This window comes from Nitrosospira sp. Nsp13, assembly GCF_900101945.1.
GTDB classification, from domain to species: domain Bacteria; phylum Pseudomonadota; class Gammaproteobacteria; order Burkholderiales; family Nitrosomonadaceae; genus Nitrosospira; species Nitrosospira multiformis_D.
The window spans coordinates 733,335-754,011 of sequence record NZ_FMVD01000001.1 but is presented as its reverse complement, the minus strand read 5'-3'; the positions used below and the strand labels follow the sequence as shown (position 1 = coordinate 754,011).

At 55.9% G+C, this 20,677-nt stretch carries 16 protein-coding genes; 9 read left to right on the top strand and 7 right to left on the bottom strand.

Annotated features, from left to right (window positions below):
• The first annotated feature begins 72 nt into the window (after positions 1 to 72).
• From BLO43_RS03370 to BLO43_RS03360, 3 genes are read left to right on the top strand one after another with little or no spacing between them, the layout of a single operon-like run.
• Positions 73 to 894: a uracil-DNA glycosylase family protein gene (locus BLO43_RS03370; protein WP_090905774.1), complete on the top strand. Its 822-nt coding sequence runs from the start codon at positions 73 to 75 to the stop codon at positions 892 to 894.
• An 18-nt stretch (positions 895 to 912) separates the two neighbouring features.
• The gene (locus BLO43_RS03365) at positions 913 to 2,472 is read left to right on the top strand and encodes an amidohydrolase family protein (protein ID WP_090905773.1); all 1,560 of its coding nucleotides are present in this window, start codon (positions 913 to 915) and stop codon (positions 2,470 to 2,472) included.
• A 10-nt stretch (positions 2,473 to 2,482) separates the two neighbouring features.
• On the top strand, positions 2,483 to 4,420 hold the full coding sequence (locus BLO43_RS03360; RefSeq protein WP_254773299.1) for a S41 family peptidase: 1,938 nt from the start codon (positions 2,483 to 2,485) through the stop codon (positions 4,418 to 4,420).
• Positions 4,421 to 4,449: 29 nt separating this feature from the next.
• Here the strand turns inward: BLO43_RS03360 and BLO43_RS03355 are convergent, their stop codons facing one another.
• The 4 genes from BLO43_RS03355 to BLO43_RS03340 all read right to left on the bottom strand — a co-directional run bounded on the left by BLO43_RS03355 (position 4,450) and on the right by BLO43_RS03340 (position 8,587).
• Positions 4,450 to 5,601, bottom strand: coding sequence for an HAF repeat-containing PEP-CTERM protein (locus tag BLO43_RS03355; protein ID WP_090905772.1), 1,152 nt, complete (start codon positions 5,599 to 5,601; stop codon positions 4,450 to 4,452).
• A 157-nt stretch (positions 5,602 to 5,758) separates the two neighbouring features.
• Positions 5,759 to 6,358 (bottom strand): methylated-DNA--[protein]-cysteine S-methyltransferase, encoded by a 600-nt coding sequence (locus tag BLO43_RS03350; RefSeq protein ID WP_090905771.1) that lies wholly within the window; start codon positions 6,356 to 6,358, stop codon positions 5,759 to 5,761.
• A gap of 216 nt (positions 6,359 to 6,574) precedes the next feature.
• Positions 6,575 to 7,981, bottom strand: a complete 1,407-nt coding sequence (locus BLO43_RS03345) for an NAD-dependent succinate-semialdehyde dehydrogenase (protein ID WP_090905770.1) — start codon at positions 7,979 to 7,981, stop codon at positions 6,575 to 6,577.
• A 126-nt stretch (positions 7,982 to 8,107) separates the two neighbouring features.
• A complete protein-coding gene (locus tag BLO43_RS03340) occupies positions 8,108 to 8,587 on the bottom strand; it encodes a tautomerase family protein (RefSeq protein WP_090905769.1) in 480 nt (159 codons plus the stop codon).
• Positions 8,588 to 8,827: 240 nt separating this feature from the next.
• On the opposite strand from BLO43_RS03340, the gene BLO43_RS03335 reads away from it, so the two are divergent.
• Positions 8,828 to 9,196 carry a hypothetical protein gene (locus BLO43_RS03335; RefSeq protein WP_139149230.1) on the top strand — a complete coding sequence of 123 codons (369 nt, stop codon included), beginning with the start codon at positions 8,828 to 8,830 and terminating at the stop codon, positions 9,194 to 9,196.
• A gap of 64 nt (positions 9,197 to 9,260) precedes the next feature.
• On the opposite strand, the gene BLO43_RS03330 is transcribed toward BLO43_RS03335, so the two are convergent.
• The gene (locus tag BLO43_RS03330; RefSeq protein WP_254773298.1) at positions 9,261 to 10,223 is read right to left on the bottom strand and encodes a c-type cytochrome; all 963 of its coding nucleotides are present in this window, start codon (positions 10,221 to 10,223) and stop codon (positions 9,261 to 9,263) included.
• A gap of 470 nt (positions 10,224 to 10,693) precedes the next feature.
• Here BLO43_RS03330 and BLO43_RS03325 point away from each other — a divergent pair, with 470 nt between their 5' ends.
• From BLO43_RS03325 to BLO43_RS03305, 5 genes are all read left to right on the top strand, one after another.
• Positions 10,694 to 11,308, top strand: a complete 615-nt coding sequence (locus tag BLO43_RS03325; protein WP_090905766.1) for a TetR/AcrR family transcriptional regulator — start codon at positions 10,694 to 10,696, stop codon at positions 11,306 to 11,308.
• Positions 11,309 to 11,310: 2 nt separating this feature from the next.
• Positions 11,311 to 13,863, top strand: a complete 2,553-nt coding sequence (locus BLO43_RS03320) for a PEP/pyruvate-binding domain-containing protein (RefSeq protein ID WP_090905765.1) — start codon at positions 11,311 to 11,313, stop codon at positions 13,861 to 13,863.
• Positions 13,864 to 14,016: 153 nt separating this feature from the next.
• Positions 14,017 to 14,514, top strand: coding sequence for a VOC family protein (locus BLO43_RS03315; protein WP_090905764.1), 498 nt, complete (start codon positions 14,017 to 14,019; stop codon positions 14,512 to 14,514).
• Between the two features lie 725 nt (positions 14,515 to 15,239).
• Positions 15,240 to 17,363, top strand: a complete 2,124-nt coding sequence (locus BLO43_RS03310) for an Agd3-related carbohydrate deacetylase (RefSeq protein WP_090905763.1) — start codon at positions 15,240 to 15,242, stop codon at positions 17,361 to 17,363.
• A gap of 58 nt (positions 17,364 to 17,421) precedes the next feature.
• Positions 17,422 to 17,781 carry a hypothetical protein gene (locus BLO43_RS03305; RefSeq protein WP_090905762.1) on the top strand — a complete coding sequence of 120 codons (360 nt, stop codon included), beginning with the start codon at positions 17,422 to 17,424 and terminating at the stop codon, positions 17,779 to 17,781.
• Between the two features lie 247 nt (positions 17,782 to 18,028).
• Here the strand turns inward: BLO43_RS03305 and BLO43_RS03300 are convergent, their stop codons facing one another.
• Positions 18,029 to 19,966 (bottom strand): putative bifunctional diguanylate cyclase/phosphodiesterase, encoded by a 1,938-nt coding sequence (locus BLO43_RS03300; protein ID WP_090905761.1) that lies wholly within the window; start codon positions 19,964 to 19,966, stop codon positions 18,029 to 18,031.
• 118 nt (positions 19,967 to 20,084) lie between these two features.
• Entirely contained in the window at positions 20,085 to 20,657 is a 573-nt protein-coding gene (locus tag BLO43_RS03295) for an NADPH-dependent FMN reductase (protein ID WP_217628014.1), read from the bottom strand.
• Positions 20,658 to 20,677 lie beyond the last annotated feature (20 nt).

Sequence of the window (20,677 nt, the reverse complement as noted above, 5' to 3'; positions counted from 1 at the left end):
GCCGGACTCAACCGTGTACCGGCGCAAACCGGGCGAGCTGCGAAAGACCTGTGTCCGGAAAGGGGAAAATCCATGGCTATTCCGTTTGATCGTGGCTATTACAAGCAGCCCTTCGCCAAGCTTGTATCGGAATATCCAGCGGAAGATATTTATCCTTCAGCCGATTTCCGGGTGGAATGGGGTCCTGTTTTTCATCGGGGCCGGCTGGATGGCAGCGCACGCGTGCTCATCATTGGCCAGGACCCCGCGCAGCACGAAGTGGTCACGCGGCGAATTCTCGTCGGAACGGCGGGCAAGCGTGCGCAAGGCTTCCTGCGGCGTCTCGGCATCATTCGCAGCTATGTTTTTATCAATACTTTTCTCTATAGCGTGTACGGTCAGGGCGGCGGCACCCGCCATATCGGGGACCCCGGGATTACCGCTTATCGCAACCGGTGGATCAAGGCTATTCTCGATGGCAGCCCGATTGAAGCAGTTATGGCCCTGGGTGGACTCGCGAACACGGCATGGCAGAGCTGGCTCGCTTCTCCCGATGCGGCCGGACGTTCTCCACTGCCATTCCGGCATCTGACGCATCCGACCTGGCCTGAGAGCTCGGCCGACACCAACGCGGAGCGGCAGGTGGCGGTGACGAAAATGCTTGAGAACTGGAACGAAGGACTGGCGGCGCTCAGGCCAGTCATTCACCACCCTGATACAACGGAACCGCTGGTACCGTATGGGACCACCTTTGCTGACGGTGATTTACCGGATATCCTGCCGGATGATCTGCCGCCGGGTACACCGGCATGGATGCGCACTGAGGAGGGCTGGGCAACTCGAAAGGGCGAGACCCCGCTGGAGAAGCGCAGAACCATTGTCGTGCGTGTACCCAAAGGGGTGCTTCCCGCTTAGGGTTGCGTCCATGACCCAATGAGCCTTGTCGTTGCCGGCCGCATTGTCCCGCTCAGCCGGGCCCTGAAAGTCGCGCCGAGCGAGACCGCGACCTTTCAGGGCAAGGTATGGATCGGGGATGACGGGCGCATTGCCGCGGTTACCAAAGGCTCCGCCCAAGGTCCCGCGGGATTCGAGACCGCGCCGGTGGTGGATGTCGATAACGATCTTGTCATTCCCGGTTTTATCGATCTGCACAGCCATCTCGCGTATGCAACGCTTCCCCTCTGGGTCGAGCCCAATCGTACCGTACCCTTCCCGCATCATGATATATGGCCCACGCGGCCAACCTATCCCGAGAGCGTGACCTGGCCCGCCTATGCATTTATCGAGTCGACGCCGGTGGAACTGCTCGCCTACGCCGAAATACGTGCACTGATTGGCGGCACGACCAGCATCCAGGGTTCGCCACCCAGCAATCGTCCACTGGATGGATGGCTGGTGCGCAATATCGAGGATGAGACGCTGGGTGGCGAGGTCGGCCGCCACCAGGTGCTGGCGTCAACGCTCACGCTCAAATCCGAGCAACTCGGCGAACGGGCTACCCGCATGCGCCAGGGAGCGACGTTTATTTACCATTGCGCCGAGGGACGGCCGGGATCGATCGTGCAGCGGGAGTATCTGGCAACCCGCACTGCGGGCTGCTTGCAGCGCCACCTTGTCGCCATCCACACCAATTCGGTCGACCCGGCAGCCTATGATACGTGGCGTGAACCGGGTGCGATTGTCTGGTCACCGTTTTCAAATCTTTGGTTGTACGGTACTACGACCGATGCCCCGGCGGCGCTGGTGCGGGGCATCAACCTCTGCGTGGGTTCGGACTGGGGTCCCTCGGGCACACGAAACGTGCTCGGCGAATTAAAGGTGGCTTCGCTGGTGAGCGAAGCCAATGGATGGGGGTTGACGGATTTCGATCTTGTTAAAATGATCACTGCCAATCCGGGAGACGTGCTGGCCGAGGCATGGCAACGGCAAGTGGGACGCCTGCAACCCGGTGCGCTGGGCGATGTGGCTGTGATCGCGGCCAAGCCCAAGGCCGACCCCTTCAAAACGATCCTTCATGCCACCGAAGCCGACGTACGGCTGGTGGTAGTGAACGGACGGCCTTTGTACGGTACCGAAGCGCTCATGAGGCAGGGTGGGGCGACGCAAACCAGTGAGATCAAGCTCAATGGGCTACTCAGTGGCCAGTCGCGCCGCCTTGCCCTCACCCGGTTTGATGATGCGGACGCTCAGCCCTGGTCTTTTGGAGATGTCCTCAAGCGCCTGGAAGAAGTCCGGGCCGATCCCAAGACGGCCATCGAGCGTGCGCGCCGTCTTGCGTTCGCATCGATTCGCTCGGGCGGCGCGCCGCGCCTGCGTCTTGCCCTGGACATGCCCACGGGAAAGGTGCCGGTGGGGGGGCTGCCAAAAGATCTGGCAAAGATTATCGTTCCGCCAATTCAGCCGCTTGCCCACGATAACGAATTCTTTGCTTCGATTCCAGGCCGCGGGTTCCATGGGGGGTTGCTTGACGGACTGACCGATTTTTATACGTAAAAACATTGACATGATCAATCTGATCCGCGGCAGGGACGCCGATACCACCCTCTTGAGAGCGCAGACCGGGCAACTCCTCAGTGAATTTCTTTTTGGCACGGCCCCCCCGGCGGCACGTGCCAGACGCGGGGAGACGGGTGGCGAGGCGGGTGCCCGGATAGAACTGGCGTACGTGCTGGATGGCGGGGAACGGCTGCGCATTATCGATGCGCTGGTTACCGTGATCAGCGGTGCCTATTGTCATTTGCCCCAAAAACGTGCCGCCTATGCGCTTGATCCGGTGCAGGCATTACATCTGCTGCGCAGTCGCGTCGCCGAGTTGTCGGAGGGGGAATTCCATCTGGCGCTTACCTCGATTGTTCTGGGCTTGCGCGATGCGCATACCCGTTATAGCGGACCCAGGGCCGGTCAAGGGGCGGTGGCGACACTCCCATTTCTTGTTGAGCAATACGGTTCGCACGATGATCCCGTTTTCGTGGTTTCAAAAGTGTCGGCACCCCAGTTGGTGCGCGATCCCAAATTTACGGCGGGCGTCGTGCTGGAAAGCTGGAATAGCATTCCCTTTGCCAGGGCGGTGGATTTGTACTCAGATCGGGAAACCGGCGGACGTCCGGACGCGCGCCGTGCCAGGGCGCTGGAATCCCTTACTTTCAGGGCGCTTGAGGGAGGGCCGCCACCGGATGAGATGCTGGTGGACATCGGCTACCGGATTTTGTCCGGCGAGACGCGCCGGGAGATCCGTATTCCCTGGCGCGTCGTCCATCCCGCCCGCGCGGAAACCAGCCAGCGGCCGGGTTCGCGTGCATCACGTTATATTGCCGCGAACCCGGCAGCGGAGGTCGTGCGGCGCGCGAAGAAAATGATGTTTTCAGGAAGTGTGTGGCAGGCTGAGCGCAGTGGTGTCGCCGTTGCACGCGACAAGGGATGGATCAAGACCTGGTTTCAAGATACGCTCGCGGCCAAGGTCATCAAAAACAAGGCGCAGGGCGAGCTGGGTTACTTGCGTATCTGGAGCTTCGATGTCGATGATGATGACGCCTTCATCGCCGAGGTGATACGGCTGCTGGATCTTTTGCCGGAGACCGGCCTGATCCTTGATTTACGCGGCAACCCCGGGGGGCTGATCTGGGCGGCCGAGCGATTGCTGCAGCTGTTTACGCCGAATACCGTTACGCCTGCGCGCTTTAGCGTGCTGGCGACTCCGCTGATGCGGGCCCTGGCGCGCAGTCCTTTCAACCGGATGGAGTTCGAAGCCTGGCTGCCGTCTCTTGAAGCGGCGATCGCCACGGGAGAGGCTTATTCACAACCCTTGCCGTTGACCGATCCTGCCTGGTGCAATGATATCGGCCAGCGCTATAGCGGGCCGGTCGTGTGTGTAGTGGACCCCAATACGTATTCAGCAGGTGATCTGTTCGCCGCGGGCTTTGTCGACAATGCGATAGGCACGCTGGTATGCGTGGGGGAGGGCAGCGGCGCGGGGGGAGCCAACGTCTGGACGCATTATGATCTTCGCGAGGCCTTGGTGGGTACGCCTTTTGAGCTTGAAGGCCTGCCCGCTGATGTCGGCTATACGGTGGCCATTCGCCGCGCGCTTCGCAGCGGTGCTGCCGATGGGACGCCGATAGAGGATCTGGGTATTCCGGGAATTCCTTATGAAATGACCCTCGACGATTTGCTCCACGAAAATAGGGAAATGATTGCGTTTTGTGCCGGATTTCTTGCGGGTATCCCGCGCACGGTACTGAAAGTGGAGATTAACGGCGATACCGTAGCCGTGACCACAAACGGTCTGGATGAACTGGAAACATATGCGGATGGGCGGCCGTTCGAGGCAGTGCGTAAAATAAGTGATGGAACATGGGAATTGCCACGGCCCCAGGCAAATATCATCGAATTTGTCGGCCGGCGAAATGGGGAAATCTGCCAGCGGCGGAAGGTAAGTTATTAACGCGAAAATTTATCTGGGTCTATCCTAAGCTAAAGGCTAGGGACGACTATCTTCTTTCGCCGTGCCACAAATCCGATCAGGGCCAAGCCGGGAAGAAGAAGCGCGTAGCTCTCGGGCTCCGGAACGACTCCGATAGCACTGACCTGCCCCATGTTATTGATGCCGTGAGCTATGATGAAAATTCCCCCACCAGATGGATGAACTAGGGAATTTAGGTCTACCATGCCCACGCCGTTTGGGCCAGTAATAAAAGCACGGTTGCCATTGGCGGCGGTCCATGTGGATCCCGTCACTTGCCCAGAATCGTTGATTCCCCAAGCTTCGCTAGTGCCTCCCGTGGGACCACCGAGATCGGTCATGCCCACGCCGTTGGGGCCGGTAATAAAAGCGTGGCTATCACCTGAGGCGGTGTAAGAGTATCCCACTACCTGTCCGGAAGCGTTGATACCAGTAGCATAACTATCGTTTCCGCCCAGAGTACCGAGATCGGTCATGTCCGCGCCGTTGGGGCCGGTCATAAAGGCATGCCGATAACCTGAGGCCGTATAAGAGTATCCCACTGCCTGCCCGGAATCGTTGATACCATAAGCCTCGCTAAAGGTTCCCGTCAGACTACCGAGCTCGGTCATGCCCACGCCGTTGGGGCCGGTAATAAAAGCATGCGCGTATCCGCTGATGGGTTTAGAGTATCCCACTACCTGTCCGGAAGCATTGATACCGAAAGCAAAACTAATATAGTCTCCGTTCAGAGTACCGAGATCAGTCATGCCCACGCCGTTGGGGCCAGTAATAAAAGCATGACCAAAATATGAGGTCAACGGGTCCTTGGACGCGGTCGGTTGGGAGTTTCCCACCACTTGTCCGGAATTGTTAATACCTCGGGCAGAACTATTAGCTCCGCCCAAAGTACCGAGATCGGTCATGCCCACGCCGTTGGGGCTGGTAATAAAAGCATGAGAATCTCCAGAGGGGATCAGGGAGTCTCCCACTACCTGCCCGGAAGCGTTAATACCCCAAGGGATATTGTTTCCACCAAGAGTACCGGGACTGGTCACCCGCCTGGTGTTGAGGTCAACTAGATATGAGGTCACTTGCTCAGCAAAGGCAGGAAACACGAAACCGCCACTCACCGTTGCGACGAGAATAAGGCTGGGGATTTTGAAGTTGCGTGCCGTTTTCATGGTTTTGCTCCTGGTAAATTAAGAACCCAGATCATCTAAAGAGCCTGAACAATGGCTTCTTACTGTGGCAGGACTAGCGCTTCTAGGCAGCTCGAGTACGTATAACGCCTCTCCGTAATCACGTTTTTGATTATTACTTGGAGTAGATCCACAGATTTCAATCTTTGTTGTTTGATGACCTGCTACTTTCAACTTCCTTCAATTTTTCAGTAGCCTCAGATATCCCTAGGCTGTCTGCCATCTGGAAATGGCTGAATGCGCTTCTCGCATCTTTCTTTACACCACTTTCTAAAGTGAGCAACATCTTTTTTGCTCCGAGTCCACCAGCAAATCCCGTGAGATCACCCGATGCACCTATTACGCGATGGCAAGGAGTGATTATAGAGATCGGATTTTTTCCAGTGGCAGCACCCACCGCCCGGACTGCCTTGGCATTGCCAATTTGTACCGCGATTTCCCCGTAGCTGCGAGTTTCTCCGAACGGAATCGTCAACAGCGCTTCCCAAACCTTTCTTTGAAATTCGGTTCCAGCAAAATCCAGCTCAAGCTCAAAACAGTTTCTTTTTCCCGCGAAATACTCATTCAGTTGCCGTTCCGTCTCTGCCAGAATGGGACTAGCTTTATCTTCGTGAATCGGGCCAAGCCGTACCCGATTTGGTTTATCGTTTTCCCATAAAATTGCAGAGAGCCTTGATCCGTTTGCGATAAGCTTTAATTTGCCGATGGGTGAGTCTATTATTTTGTATACGTATGACATTTGCTAGTGCCTTATGATTGAGAAACGTCCTTCATCAGCGATTCGTTGATGCTCATAAATCGTGAGTAGATTTTAAAGGAAAATTCGACGACGGTAGTCAAATGACCTTTCTCTCGACTGATTCGCCAACCTGCACCAGCACGCCCTGGTTACAGGATACACGGTACATGTTCCGGCCCATTGCGCGCAGAGGGTGCAGGCACTCGAGAATTTCGATTAATGGAGGGCAACGGGTCCCCACGGCGGAGAGCCAGCAGGCGCAACATTAATCAATTTCTCGTTAACAAATTCGCCGAACCCCAGTTCCGATAATTCGCGGCCGAAGCCCGAGTTCTTGATACCGCCGAACGGAAGTTCAGCGGCCGTCCATGCTGGCTGATTGATGAAGACCATGCCGCTGTCGATCTTGGCTGCGACCCTGCGGCCACGCTTGATATCGGCCGTAAAGACCGAGGCACCGAGACCGAATGGTGTTGCATTGGCCAGATGAATGGCCTCTTCTTCGTTCTCGACGACATAGAATGCGGCGACCGGACCGAACAACTCCTGTGTGTAAATGGCATTGTTCTTGCTGAGGTCGGTGAGTACGGTCGGCTCCAGGTAGAAGCCCGGACGGTCGATTCTTTTGCCGCCGACTGCGATCTTTCCTCCATCCCTCTTGGCCTGTGCGATCTGATCGAGCAAGAGGTTCAGCGCCTTTTCGGAGACCAGGGGCCCCAGGGTAGTTCCGGGATCTTCGGGATCCCCGCTTTTCAGCGAGGCCATGCGCTGAACGAAACCGTCGAGGAATATCTTCCCACGCTCCTTGCCGACGACGATGATGCGCTTCGATCCGATGCAGGATTGGCCGGCATTGAACGTCCGTCCGACTAAGGCGCTATCGAGCGTGGATTCGATCGGCGCGTCTTCCAGCACAATCAGCGGATCGCTTCCACCCAGCTCCATCACAGATTTCTTGAGGTTGCGACCAGCACGTTCGGCGACTGCTGCACCTGCACGCTCACTGCCGGTCACGGTTACGCCTCGAACGCGTGGGTCCTCGATAATTCTTCCGATTTGTTGGATGCTGGCGAAAATGTTCGTGTAGACACCTGTCGGTGCGCCGGCCTCCTCAAAGAGGCGGGCAAAAGCCAGTGCCGATTGGGGCACGCTCTCTGCATGCTTCAGCAGCAGTACGTTGCCGACCATGAGCTGTGGCCCCGCCACCCTCGCGATCTGATAGTAGGGGAAATTCCATGGTTCGATGCCGAGCAGGACACCAACCGGCTCAATATGCAGCTCCGCGCCGCGAGATTCCGGTAGCGTTCTCGGCTTCAGATAGCTTTCGGCTTTCTTGGCGTAGTAGTCCAGAATATCGGCGGAGAGGCCAATCTCCGCACGCGCCTCGTTGATGAGCTTGCCCATCTCCAGCGTCAGGTAATGGGCATATTCTTCGCTTTTTCTGCGAAGAATGGCGGCTGCGGCTGAAACGACCTTTGCTCGTTCAGCTACCGGGCGTCGGCGCCAGTCGGTCTCGAAAGCCTTGTGTGCATTCGCAAGTGCAGCTTCCAGATCCTGGTCGGATATGTCCGCATAGGTTTTAATCAGCTTCCCGGTTGCCGGGTTGATCGTTTGATAAGCCATATTGTTCTCCATGGTTTGAATTGAATGATTTTCGTTTTCCGATGGGAAGATCTAGAAAACGACGACCGGCCATCTGTCCCGGATTGGGAAATGATCTGGCCCACCTGGGCCAGATAAAGCCCAAAGCTATCGATCTGCTATTCCCGGAGTGAGGCTAAGACTGACAGGAAGTTTTTCCGCCAGGGTATAGGCACTCGCCTTATTTTCCTTAACCCACCTTTTCTCAGCCACCGATTCAAAAGGCGGTGGGATTTCCCCTTGAAGAGACCAGAGATCGAAAGGTGTCTCATCAATAGAAACTTCCCAATCGAATCCCCGGTCCTTTACGAAGGGAGCAATGATTTCGTCAACCGTCCTGACCCACCATTCCCTGATAACCGGACCAGGCAGTGTCCGGGCAATATGCTCGACCTTGAACCGGACAAACTTGTTATGCGGTTCGCCACCCACAAAGCAGGAGTCCTTGGCCACTTCCTCAAAAAGGATTACTACATAGAACTTAGGGATGGGAATGCTCGCGTACAGCCCCGTAAGCCGCTCGGATAAACTCTTTTTGTCTTCCGCGGTATAGGCTCCGGCGGGATGATAAACCTTCCATAACGGCATGATGTCTCTCCAATAAAATGGGTTATTTAGATAAGTACCACTTACTTGTGATTAGCAAGTGACAAAAGCATAATGTAGTATGTTGCAAAATGCAAGTTAATTTTTAACTTATCCTTACTCAACCCTAATCATTGTGCGCATCATGAGTACTCTCTTAGCAAAAATCCGGGTGGATGGTCGCTGCTGCTCATCATCACGGCGCAGCTCCCGCCGATTCAACTCGGCTTTGGCTACTATCAGGTGACTGAAAGCCGTTTGAGCGACCCGCGCAACGTAGGTTATAGCGAATTCATCGCCCGGCTTCGCGGTAACAGTTTCGTCGAGACCACGCCAATTCAGGGCGGGGCGGACAATCAGCTGCAAGGTTTTATGTTCCACCCGTGCGGCAGTTTGCTGCGCCTCGATCCAGGTGCCGCTGTCGCCAGCGACTACCTGCGCGTTGAAGAAGAGGAAGTGCCGCGTGACGGCATCGAGCTCAAGCGCAGCTTCAACTACGCCCGTGATGCCCAAGGACGCGGATTGCTGTGGATTGGCCGCAGCAAGGTCACGGGTTGCGGTGAGGGCAGCAGCGGGCTGAAGTTCGATGTGGTATCGAGGGGGAAGGTGTGATCCTAGTCTGACCGGGTTTCGAACGGAGTAGCCATGTCTCGTGGGAATCGTTTGAACGCGCGTATTATCGGGTTGGTGGTTGTGGCGATTCAGAAGCAGGCGATCCTGCTGGAGCACGCTTTGCAATACTCATCATCTTGAGATACAGGATAAGTTCTTCCGCGATCTTTCCCCGGTTGGGTATCTCTCTTGCAAGCCCAGGCATCGTCGTGTTGTACCGGATGGTTTGGGGATTCTCGATCCAGCGCTTCAGGTATTCAGGCTTGATGTATTCGACCACGCTGACCGGATAGTTAAGTTCTGGTGCCTTACCACCGCCCTCGCCATTAATCGTATGGCATGCGACGCAATATTTGCGAAAATGCGCGAATCCTCGTTGTACTTCCACGGAGGCATTTGCCGGGGGAGCCATATTGGGAAACGGTACTACGAATTTAATCTCGACGCTTTTGATCTGGTAAGGCATGTCCGATGCGCCGGATTCAAGCAGTGCTTTTGAGTTGATATTGTCCCAGATCAGGTACAGCGGTCCGAGTGATACGATTTCATTGTTCTGTAGCGTATTTGTCATCGTGAATGGCGCGCCACTCTCATGTGCGAAGGCGAAGTAGGCGTCGTATGCGAGGAACTTCGTTATCGGAATGCTTGGTTGATATCCGTCGATGGAGGTGAATACGATTTCCTGTGCTTTTTCCCACTCCTTGCCGAATACCTTATCCAACACAGGCCGGGTCGGGAAAGCGCGATAAATGCGTTCAGCATTTTCATGTACTTCAAAAACCTTCAGCGAGACCGCTGGCGTAATGGCGCTCAGGTCTTTCAAAGAGAGTGTTTTGACAGCTTGATCCGCACCTTTGAATTCGATGGTAATCGGGCTTTGTGCAAATGCTGGCGCAAGAGATAAAGCGCTGGCAAGCAGGCCACAGACGAGGGCATGTCTTAAAGTTTTGGGGGCCAGGGATAGCATCATCAGTTCAGCGCGCCAGTAGACTGTATCGCATTCTCTTTCACCTATTCTCGAACCCAAAACCGATATCATGTTGTTAGCGGATTCAGGGATAAATGGGCTTTCTCGCGCGTCATCGCAAGATTACCCTAACATCATATGCAACGCTAGAGATTAAACCTTTATCGTTTTATTTATATGCGGGAAAGGCCAAAAAACACTTTTACAGACCGGCTCCTAAAGTTGGCGGGAGGTGTGCGCGCAGAGAAGTGTCCAGGTTATACCGGCAACTATACTAATTTTAAATAGTGGTATCAAACCGCATTAACTGTCCTCATAAAATTAAGCCCGGATGGTAAACAGACAGCCATCGATCTGATGGTGATGTTGCACGTATATCAACCCAAAAACGAGCCGTCCCATTACGATTTTCATATCCCAAAAGGGTGAGTAGGTGTTGCAACAAATAAATGAACGTCGTATAGTTATATACGTTGTTCATCTTGTTAAGGTAAGAGCAGTCGGAATAGACGATTAAAGTAGGGACCAAAATGCATATTGCGAACCATTTCGTTGAAATTGGCCGCCGCGAGCGTAAGCGCCTGCAGTTACTCGATTTCCTGGCGGATACGGCCTGGGGATTGTTTGAAAGCGAGGGCTTCGCAGCGGTGACCATGGAGCGCATTGCTGACGTTGCGGATGTCGCCAAGGGGACGCTGTACAAGCATTTTCCGGTCAAGGAGGCCCTGCTGCGCCATCGTTTCCATCGCGAGCTGGAAAAGACATGGCCCGAAGTTTTGGCTGACATTGCTTCCTTGCCCAGTTTCGAAGGCCAATTGCGGGTTTTTCTGGAACGCAGCGCCGCATGGTCCCAATCGCATCGTGCCTACCTGATGCCCTACGTACAATTTCGGCTGAGCGAGCCACGCCGGCTGGATGCCGAATCGCGCAGCGGTCTAGATCGTATTTTTGGCCATTTTATCGCGCAAGGGCAGGCACGCGGAGAGTTCTGCGCGGCGCTCGAGCCGGCCATCCTGGCGGTTTACCTGGAATTTCTCTATCTGGCGGCGCTGCTGCGCTGGTTGCTGCATGAAGATCTGTTGTTGACAGAGGAATTTTCCCGAATGCTTGATCTCTTTCTGTTTGGACTGAGGCCGCGGCCGTAATCATGGCGGCGCAACCGACGATACTCGACTGGCAAGGCGTTCTGGCTGCCGATGCGGTGATGGTGGGGGGCAAAGCCTGGCAATTGGCGCGGCTCAAACAATTTGGTTTGCCGGTACCGGAGGGGCTGGTGATTCCAGCCGGGTGGTGTCCGTTACATACGGGAGCGGCACTGCCCCCGGAATTAACTGGCGCATTGCAGGAAGCCCTGGCCGCCCGTGACTGGTTGAATAAGCCGCTGGTCGTGCGCTCTTCAGCTGCCGGGGAAGATTCGGCCAAGGCTTCTTTTGCCGGTATTTACCGTTCCCGCCTGAATGTATGCGGCATGGAACAGATACAGGCGGCTATTCATGAGGTCTGGTCCTCGCTGTGGTCCCCGGCAGCTATCGCTTACCAGCGGAAACTGGAGTTGGGTGCGGACGATACAGCGCCGGGCATGGCGGTGATTATCATGCCCCTGCTGCCCGCCGTGGCCTCCGGTATTGCCTTTACCTGCGACCCTATCAGCGGCCGTGACGACCGGCTGGTCATCCACGCGCAATGGGGCTTGGGTGAATCGCTGGTCGGGGGGCAGACCGACGGCGATGAATATGTTTTTGCGGAAGATCCGTTCGATGATCACTGGACATTGCTTCACCGACGAATGGGCGGCAAGGCGACTAAAGCCGTCACCCAGCCGGGCAGTGGAACGGCAATGATCCCCACACCGGCGGCTGAAGCCGGGGCTTTTGTTCTTTCTTCCAATCAAGCCTTACAGTTGGTCGAGTTACTGCGCGACGCCGCTGTGGCGCTGGATTTTATACATCCTTTCTACGATCTGGAATGGGTGTGGGATGGCGACCGGTTTTGGCTGACCCAGGGTCGGCCGGTTACCGCAAGGCCCCATTACACCTACGCCCCATTGCAAACCCAGCCTGTGTACTGGACGCGCGGCAATACCTGCGAAGTGGTGCCCGAGCCGCTGTCGGCCATCGACTGGAGTAATTCACGCAAGCTCGTCAATGGACTGCTCACGCGAGGTTATCTCCTGGCTGGTTACCCGGTGCTGCCAGGGGCACAACGTGCCGGGTTCTTCCACGGCCGGCTTTATCTGGCGCTTTCCTTGTTGCAGTGGGAATGTTTCGATGCATTGGGCGTTGCTCCCAAGGCGGTGAACGGGCTGATTGGCGGTCATCAGCCGGAAATTGTGGTACCTCCAACGAGTCTTGGCGATCGCCTTGCACGTTTGCGACGGGTGCTGCGCTATGTGCTGCGTTCTCCGGCTCAACGCCGACGGGGCATGCGAGCCGTTGAGCGCGCGATGATTGAGGCGGGTCAGTGGCGTAAACAAACGCCTCCTGGGGATGCGGCAGGATTGCAGGCGGAAATCCTGCGCCAGTTTCGAGCAGGGCGGGGGGCGGTCGATTTATTCTTTCTGCAGGGCTCTAGCGGCGGAAGCTTGTCAATGCTGGTCGAGCAGCTGGACAGCTATTTTCCGGGCGAGGGATATGCGCTGGGTACGGCTTTGCTCGCAGGCGGCGAGCCGAGCGTAACTGCACGTCAAGGCTATGAGCTGATGGCCCTGGCACGTTTGTCACGGGAAATCGCGTCGCGAGAAAGCCATGAAGCTTCGGGCAGCCGTCAGCGTTGCCAGTATGGAAAAAATCCAGAATTTCAGCATGCTTTCGATAGATTTCTTGAACATTATGGCCATCGCGGGTTGTATGAAACCTATTTCCGCAATCCGCGATGGCGGGAAGCGCCGGAATACTTGTTGTCGTCACTGGCACAACTGGCCGAAGTTGATGAAGTGGCTCTGCGGGTTCGCCAGCAGGCAGCCGTGGCGGAAGCCCTGACGCGCATCAAGACCGGCGTGCCATTTTGGAAGCGGGCGTTTATCGAGGGACTGGCAAATGCGACGCGCCAGGAATGCAACCAGCGTGAAGCCGCACGCAGCGCCCTGGTTGCCTATATGGAACCGGAACGCCAGCTGTTGCTGGCTGCCGGACGCTATCTGGCCAGGCAGGGGGCGTTGATGCGGGAAGCGGATATTTTTCAGCTCATGCTCTCTGAAATACTGCGGGCGCTAGGCGGTGATATTCCGGCAGCCGGTGTGAGGGCGCGCGTGGCCGAGCGGAACAGGCTATTCGAGCAATGGTCACAGGAAATAGCGCCGGATGTTCTGGTTGAAGCATCTAAGCATTCGACGCCGGGCTGGCAGGCACAAGACGCCGTTGCACCAGAAAATGATTCACCACGCTACCAGGGCATACCCACCGGTACAGGCCGCGCCAGAGGTAAAGCGTGCCTTCTGCGACACCCTTCCGAGGGCTACAGGCTGCAGCCAGGCGATATTCTCGTCGCTCCTTCCACCGATCCCGGCTGGACACCACTTTTTCTCAGTGCGGGCGGACTGGTGGTGGAGACTGGAGGTTATTTGTCGCATGGCGCGATCGTCGCCCGTGAATTCGGTATTCCAGCAGTAGTCAACCTGCCGGGAATACTGGGTGGACTCAAGGACGGGGACATGGTGGAAGTTGACGGTACGAGCGGCGTGGTGACATTGCTTGAGCAGTAGGTGACCGCCAGCGGAAGGAGTCTGGCTGGGGCAGCGTAAGGTGAGGCGTGAAAATAATTTTAATTCCCTTGTGTCGATATCAGCGTTTCGCAACCGACTAGCCGATAGTATGGTCATTCATATTTATTATTAATTCCGACTGGAGAAAACATCATGCCAAATACTCAAAAAATCACCCCTTGTTTGTGGTTCGATAGTCAGGCTGAAGAAGCGGTTGAGTTTTATATCAGTATTTTTCGGAATTCAAGGATTTTGAACATTTCCCACTATGGAGAAGCAGGACGTGAGGTGCACGGAAAACCAGCGGGATCAGTAATGACCATTGCGTTTGAACTCGATGGACAGGCATTTACCGCGCTTAACGGCGGCCCGACGTTCAAGTTCAACGAGGCCATCTCGTTTCAGGTCGATTGTGAAACCAGGGAAGAAGTGGATCACTACTGGGAGAAACTATCTGCAGGCGGAGACGAAAAGGCACAGCAGTGCGGTTGGCTGAAGGACAAATATGGTGCGTCTTGGCAAATAATTCCCAGCATTTTGCCCAAAATGATGAGTGACGCCGACCCGGAAAAGTCGGGAAGGGTTATGGAGGCGATGCTTCGTATGAAGAAGATTGATGTCGCTGAATTAGCGCGGGTGTATGCCGGTTAGCTTTTCCGCACCCAGAAATTCGCTACTCCAATGTGTATGGGCGGCATATGCAGCCGGTTTGCCTCGCCTGCCTGTTTTAATCCGGATAACTCATTAGGCGAAAACTGATTGCCTGCTTGGACAAGTTCGGAAAGCCGCCTAATGGATTGTCCGGGTTTGAATACTCTGTCCCTTGACGTTTCGGCAGTTCTCCATCGCCCGGTTGCCATTGATGCAGGACCGTGCTGGCCTCCAGCATAAATTTCACTATTCCTACATTGCGAGTGGGAATACCTTTTGCGAAAGGACGAGAACGTCCGATTGCAGTGGAATAGATCGGCCATTCCGCTTCGTTGTGCCTTGCCCCGCACCCCAAAAACTACACACTTCATCCGGTCAACTATTGGATATAGGCTGACTTCCGGCAGGTTTGCGATAGCGCACTCTCAAGTGCCTATTTGTCGGCAAAATTCGGACGCCATCTGTTCAATCGCTTGCGCCAGGCTTTCTTACGCTTGACGGCAATAAAATTATTGCAATGATCGGTTTTCCGGTCATCCTTCTCCAAGGACTAAACGTTATAGTGAAATGGGCTATCGCGGAAGAATAAGTCGCATGGAAATAGTTGGAGCTGCCCTGAATGCGTCGGCTCTAGGCAGCCGTTTGCACGATCTTGCGATACTCGCTGTCTTAACGTTCATAGGGTCTGCGAAAAGGAAATTTTATTTCATGAAAAGAAGTTGAATATGAGACGCTCGCTGCTGGCTTTAATGACGATATGGCTGGCTTTCATTGCTGTGGCGTCGTCGCCTGCGTTTGCTGATAACGCCGTCAAACTAAGGATATTGGTCATCACGACAGGCGAGGTGGCGGAAGATCTGGGGTTCGCCTACATCAAGCCTGTGCTTGAACAAATGGGGGTGCCATACGAGGTATTAAATGCCGGCACGCAGGATTTAACGGCAGCGATGCTTGCCTCTACTTCTGCCGGAGCTGTCTGCAAGGCGGAGGAGGCGGGCTGTGTAGGCAACTATAATGGCATCATCCTGACGGATACCGATCTGGTTCCGGGCTTCACGCCAGCAGAATGGGACATGCTGCACGATTACCAGAAAGGCTTTGGTGTCCGCCAAGCGGTGCTGTCGGGATGGCCGGGCACTTACCGGGACCCAAATCCTCCTTATGGAATTTATCTGGATTATGGCCTGGTCTATTCATCCAGCTCAACCGATTACGTCGCCCGGTGGACAGTGCCTGGCGGATACAGCAAGGAAGTTTTTGAGTATGTGAACCAGGCTAATCCACTTCCCATCACGGACTTTGCCTTCGCCGCGAATCCTCGAAATGATGCCAACGGCCTGCGGGATGGTTCTGTTCCCAGCGTTGAGCCCCTACTGAGAACCCAGAATGGTGAAGCGCTGGTATCGATCGTACGATACATGATGCCTTCCCGGACAACACCGGTACGCGAAGTGATGATTTCGACGATTACTCATGCCCCGTTCTTCGTCCATTCGAATGTTCTTGCTTACGAGTTTGTCAACTGGGTGACGCAAGGGGTATTCATTGGGGCGCGCCATGTCCATATGGCTGCCCATTCGGACGATTTGTTTCTTGCAAACAACCTATGGGATCCGGCTCTCAAGAGAAATAATCCTGCCCATACTTATCGGTTGAGAGGCGATGACATTAACAATGCAGTGAGCAAACAGACTGCCTTTCGCGCCGCGCATCCGGCAGCTGGTACTTTCAAGCTGGATTTTGCGTTCAATGGTTCCGGGGCGGTGGTGGATCCGGGGGCGGCGACATTGACCGCGAATCTGGCGGAAGACCTGGTGGCCGCAGTGGTTGCCAATAAAGCGCATTTCCGCTTCATCAATCACACTTATACGCATGCAGACATGCATAAGGCGCCGGTTACGGCGGATGCGCGTTGTGATTATGCTGCCTTTACTACGATTGCGGCCATCCAGGCGGAGATTATCAAGAACCGGCAGGTCTGGGCGCTTCTGGGTCTTCCCGAGGAGAGTCAGAACAGCCGGGTGCTCGTGAGCGGCAAACACTCTGGCCTGAAAGACCCCAAATGCACCGATGAGATCGCTTTGCATCCGGAAATGTTCAATGTCCAGGCTGACGACGTGCCATTTGATGAGGGCGGGGCCAATCCGCTGTTTCTTCAGGCTGCTGCCAAGGCTGGTGTGGACTATCTTGCCTTCGATTCATCGCAACGGGCTCAGAACGTTGAACGGTATATCACTCAGTACGATGATGGCAGCCAGAAGGATCGGCTTGCGTTGCCACGCTGGCCCGCCAATATTTTCTATAATGTGACGAATCCATTCCAGTTGGAAGATGAATACAACTATCTGTTTCACGGGCGATTTGTAAGCACCGGGCAAAATCCATGTGAAATACCGGAAGCACTTTGCACCCCCCGGAATTATGCGGAGATTCTCGCGACCGAAGCCGATATCGCATTGCGGCACATGCTGACCTTCAATAAGTGGCCGCATTTTTTCCATCAGACGAACCTGGCCAAATATGACGAAAGCGGTAATACCCTCCAGTTTGACTGGCTCAATGCTGTCTTCACAGAATACGAGCGGCTGTTCAACTTGCCGGTCAAGAACTATCCCTATTATCTGATTGGCGACTATACGCAGGAAAGTCTCGATACTAAATCCGCGGCTATTCAAGCGACGTGGAATCGCACGGCGAATCAGATTACGGTGTCCGCCGACAAACCTGTGTCCCATCTTCTTGTTACGGGTGTCGCAGGCGGAGACCTGTATGGGGGTCAATTTATCGGGCGGATTACCGTGAATACGAACTCCACGGTGTTTCCAGTTGACCGGGCGCTGACTCAATGAGCATTCACTACTTCCCAATTTTTTGCCAGAAACGTGAACGATTAGGAGGATGTTCCAAATGATACATTGTATCTACTCGACCAAGATCTTCCTTGCCCTGTTGATCGTTGCCATGACAGTGACGACGGGCGCCGGAGCCGAGGAACTGGCCTATGCGGTCACAAAGGGAGCCGCGGAGTTGACCCCGGACAAAAAAAGGGCCGATGAGATACTTCAACAAACCAATAATGAAGAGATCAGAAAGAAGCTCAGAAAGGAAAATGACGAGAAGTCAAAGGTGCGGGAACCGCTATACTCCCGGCAGGCAGGATCGCTGGCAAAGCATTACAGAGAGACGGCGGCGATTGTTACGCGCCAAGGTGGTGATCCCAAGCCGCTGCTTGACGCCAGTGCTTATTTCGAGGGCCAGTCTAAATAATCATTCCTTTAGACTTAGGGCCTGTTAACACTTATTTTGCACCCGTCCCTTCGGGGTTGCGCACAAAAAACGCGGATGCCGCGTTGCGAAGTTTGGCCATAGGCCTACTATGGCCTGCGCTTCGCGCCTTGCCTCTGCGTTTTTTGTGTAGCAACGCGGGTGCGAAATAAGTGTTAATAGACCCTAACCAAACCGCCCATGAAAATGGGGTAAATCCGGGTACCGGTGGCACCGAGAAGTCTTGCCGCTACGCGTGCCAGCGCGATTGCGTCTGCCAATCGCTGAACTCGCCCACCGGCATCGGCTTGCTCACCCAATAGCCCTGCACCACGTCGCACCCGAGCTCGGCAATGCGTTCCCACGTCGCCTGATCCTCGACGCCTTCGGCCACGACTTCGAGCTTGAGCGTGTGGGCGAGCTCGATGATGAAGCGCACGATCGCCGCGGACTGTTCGTTCGCCGTGACCCTGGAAATGAAAGACTGGTCTATCTTGATCGTGTCCACCGGCAGCTTCTGCAGGTAGCTCAATGAAGAATATCCCGTGCCGAAATCGTCGATCAGCAGCCTCACGCCCAGCGACTTGAGCTTCGACAGAGTTTCGAACGCGCCTGCGGGGTCTTCCATCAACGCGCTCTCCGTGAGCTCGAACTGCATGTCATCCGGTTCGCTGCCCCACGTGGCGAAGCCGTTCCTGATATGGTCAAGCAGCTTCGGATCGCGCAGATCGGCCGCCGACAGGTTGACCGCGAGCGGGTTACTGGTGCCGGCCTGATGCCATGCATAGGTCTGGCGAAACGCGGCGTCCAGCATCCAGTGCGTGAGCGGCGAAATCATTCCGGTGCGCTCCGCGAGCTTCACGAACTCGCCGGGACCGATCAGACCCTCGCGCGGATGACGCCAGCGCATGAGCGCTTCCGCGCCGCACACCTTCGCGCTGCGGATGTGCACCTTGGGCTGGCAATAGAGCAGCAGTTCATCGTTTTCGATCGCGCGCCTGAGGCCGCCAATCAGGGACACGCGGTGCGCGATGTCCTTGTCGAACTGGCCGCTGTAGAGCGCGAAATCTTCGCCGCTCTGCTCGGTCTGAAACAAAGCCATGTTGCCGCGCCGTACCTGAAACAAAGCCATGTTGCCGTGCCGTATCAGAGTATCAGGATCCGTGCCATGCCCCGGAAAGAGTGCGATGCCGACCCCGATCTGCGGCTCGAGCAGCGAGCCCGACAGCTCGATAGGCGCGGTGAGCGCGCCGACCAGCACCTTTGCGATCGCCGTCGCGCGGTTGGCTGACGCCTTGGGCAGTAGGACCGCAAACTTGTTCTCATCCACGCGCGCGGCGACATCTGCAGGCAGCAGCGCGCCGGTGACGCGCCGCGCGACCTCCTGCACCAGCTTATCTCCTTCGCGGTAGCCGAATACCTCGTTGATATCGTGGAATCGTCCGATGCTCAATATTAACAACGCGAACGGCCTGTTCTCTCGACTGCAGTTGACAATCATTTCAGCGAGAAGCTCGAGCAGCCGCATGCGGTTCGGCAGATCGGTCAGCGCGTCGTAATTGGCGATGTGTCTGATCGTCGCATCGGCCTCGCCAGCCTTTTGCCGCGCCCGCAACGTGGAGATGCCAAAGCCCAGGCTGGCAGCGGTTTCGACGAGCAGCCGCCGTTCCTCGTCGTCGAACGCGTCCGGTTCCGCCGCGTATATCGTCAGTGCGCCCGTCACCGTTCCGTCCACGCGCACCGGCAGCGAAATCACCGACGCGTAGCCGCGCCGGAGCGCCTCGTCCCGCCATAGTGCATAGCGCGGATCGCCGAGAACTTCGCGCACCACTTGCGGCTCGCCAGCGCGAATCGCCGTGCCCGTCGGTCCGCGTCCGCGCTCGGTATCGGCCCAAGTGTTGGGCAGCGTCGCGAGCCAGCCTTCTTCGATCCCCGCGTGCGCGAGCGGGCGTATGGATTTTTCCGCATCGTGCTCGGCTTGACTTATCCAGGCCATGCGGTAGCGGCTTTCCTCAACCAGGACACGGCAGATTTCCGCCAGCAGGGCGGCTTCACTCGATGCCTGCAGGAGCGCGTGATTGACGGCGCTCAATGTTCGCAATGCACGTATCAGCCGCTCGGGGGAGGGCGCTGAGTCCTGCCGGGCGGATGCCAGCTTCGCTGCGGGGGCCGCAAACTCGTTTTCCATGTTCTGTTCTCCGTTCAGGTCGTGATGCTTTCTATGCCCAGTAGTTAAATTCGACTGCTGTTAGATTCGGCTACTGGGCTCCAGTGGACAATCTTCGGCGCCTGATCACGTTGAATAGTTAACTGGTCGAAGCAGTACGCGCCGTCTTGAGCGCTGTGGTCCACCACAGTAGATCGTCGATCAGTATTCCGGCGGGTCCTGAGAGTTCCGCTAGTCCGGCATCAACATCGCCCCCTTGGAAATGCGCCCAAAGGGTAGCGACAGGGATATGTACCGAAGAGCGAACCGGGGCAAGTTGAAGCTCAATTGCGATTTGTCGGAGCTGCTGGACGCCGCGGGCACCGGCAACGCTACCGTAACTCACGAATGCCGCTGCCTTGCGATTCCATTCTGGATAAACCCAGTCCAGGGCGTTCTTGAGCACCGCTGGCGGGCCGTAGTTATACTCCGGGGTGACAAAGACGAAGCCGTCGGCCTGCGCGATTTCGGCGGTCCATTTATGAACGACTTCGTGGGAGTACGGCGCGCGGCCGGGCGAGGCGGGCGGCACGGGCTGGTCAAAGAAAGGCATTGGAAAGTCGCGGAGGTCCAGCAGCCGCGTTTCAATGTCATCGCGCTCCCTGAGGTGCTGCGCAATCCAATTTGCCGGTTTCTCGGAAAAGCGGCCTTCGCGAGTACTTCCGATGATCACAGAAATGATCGTCATGTGTT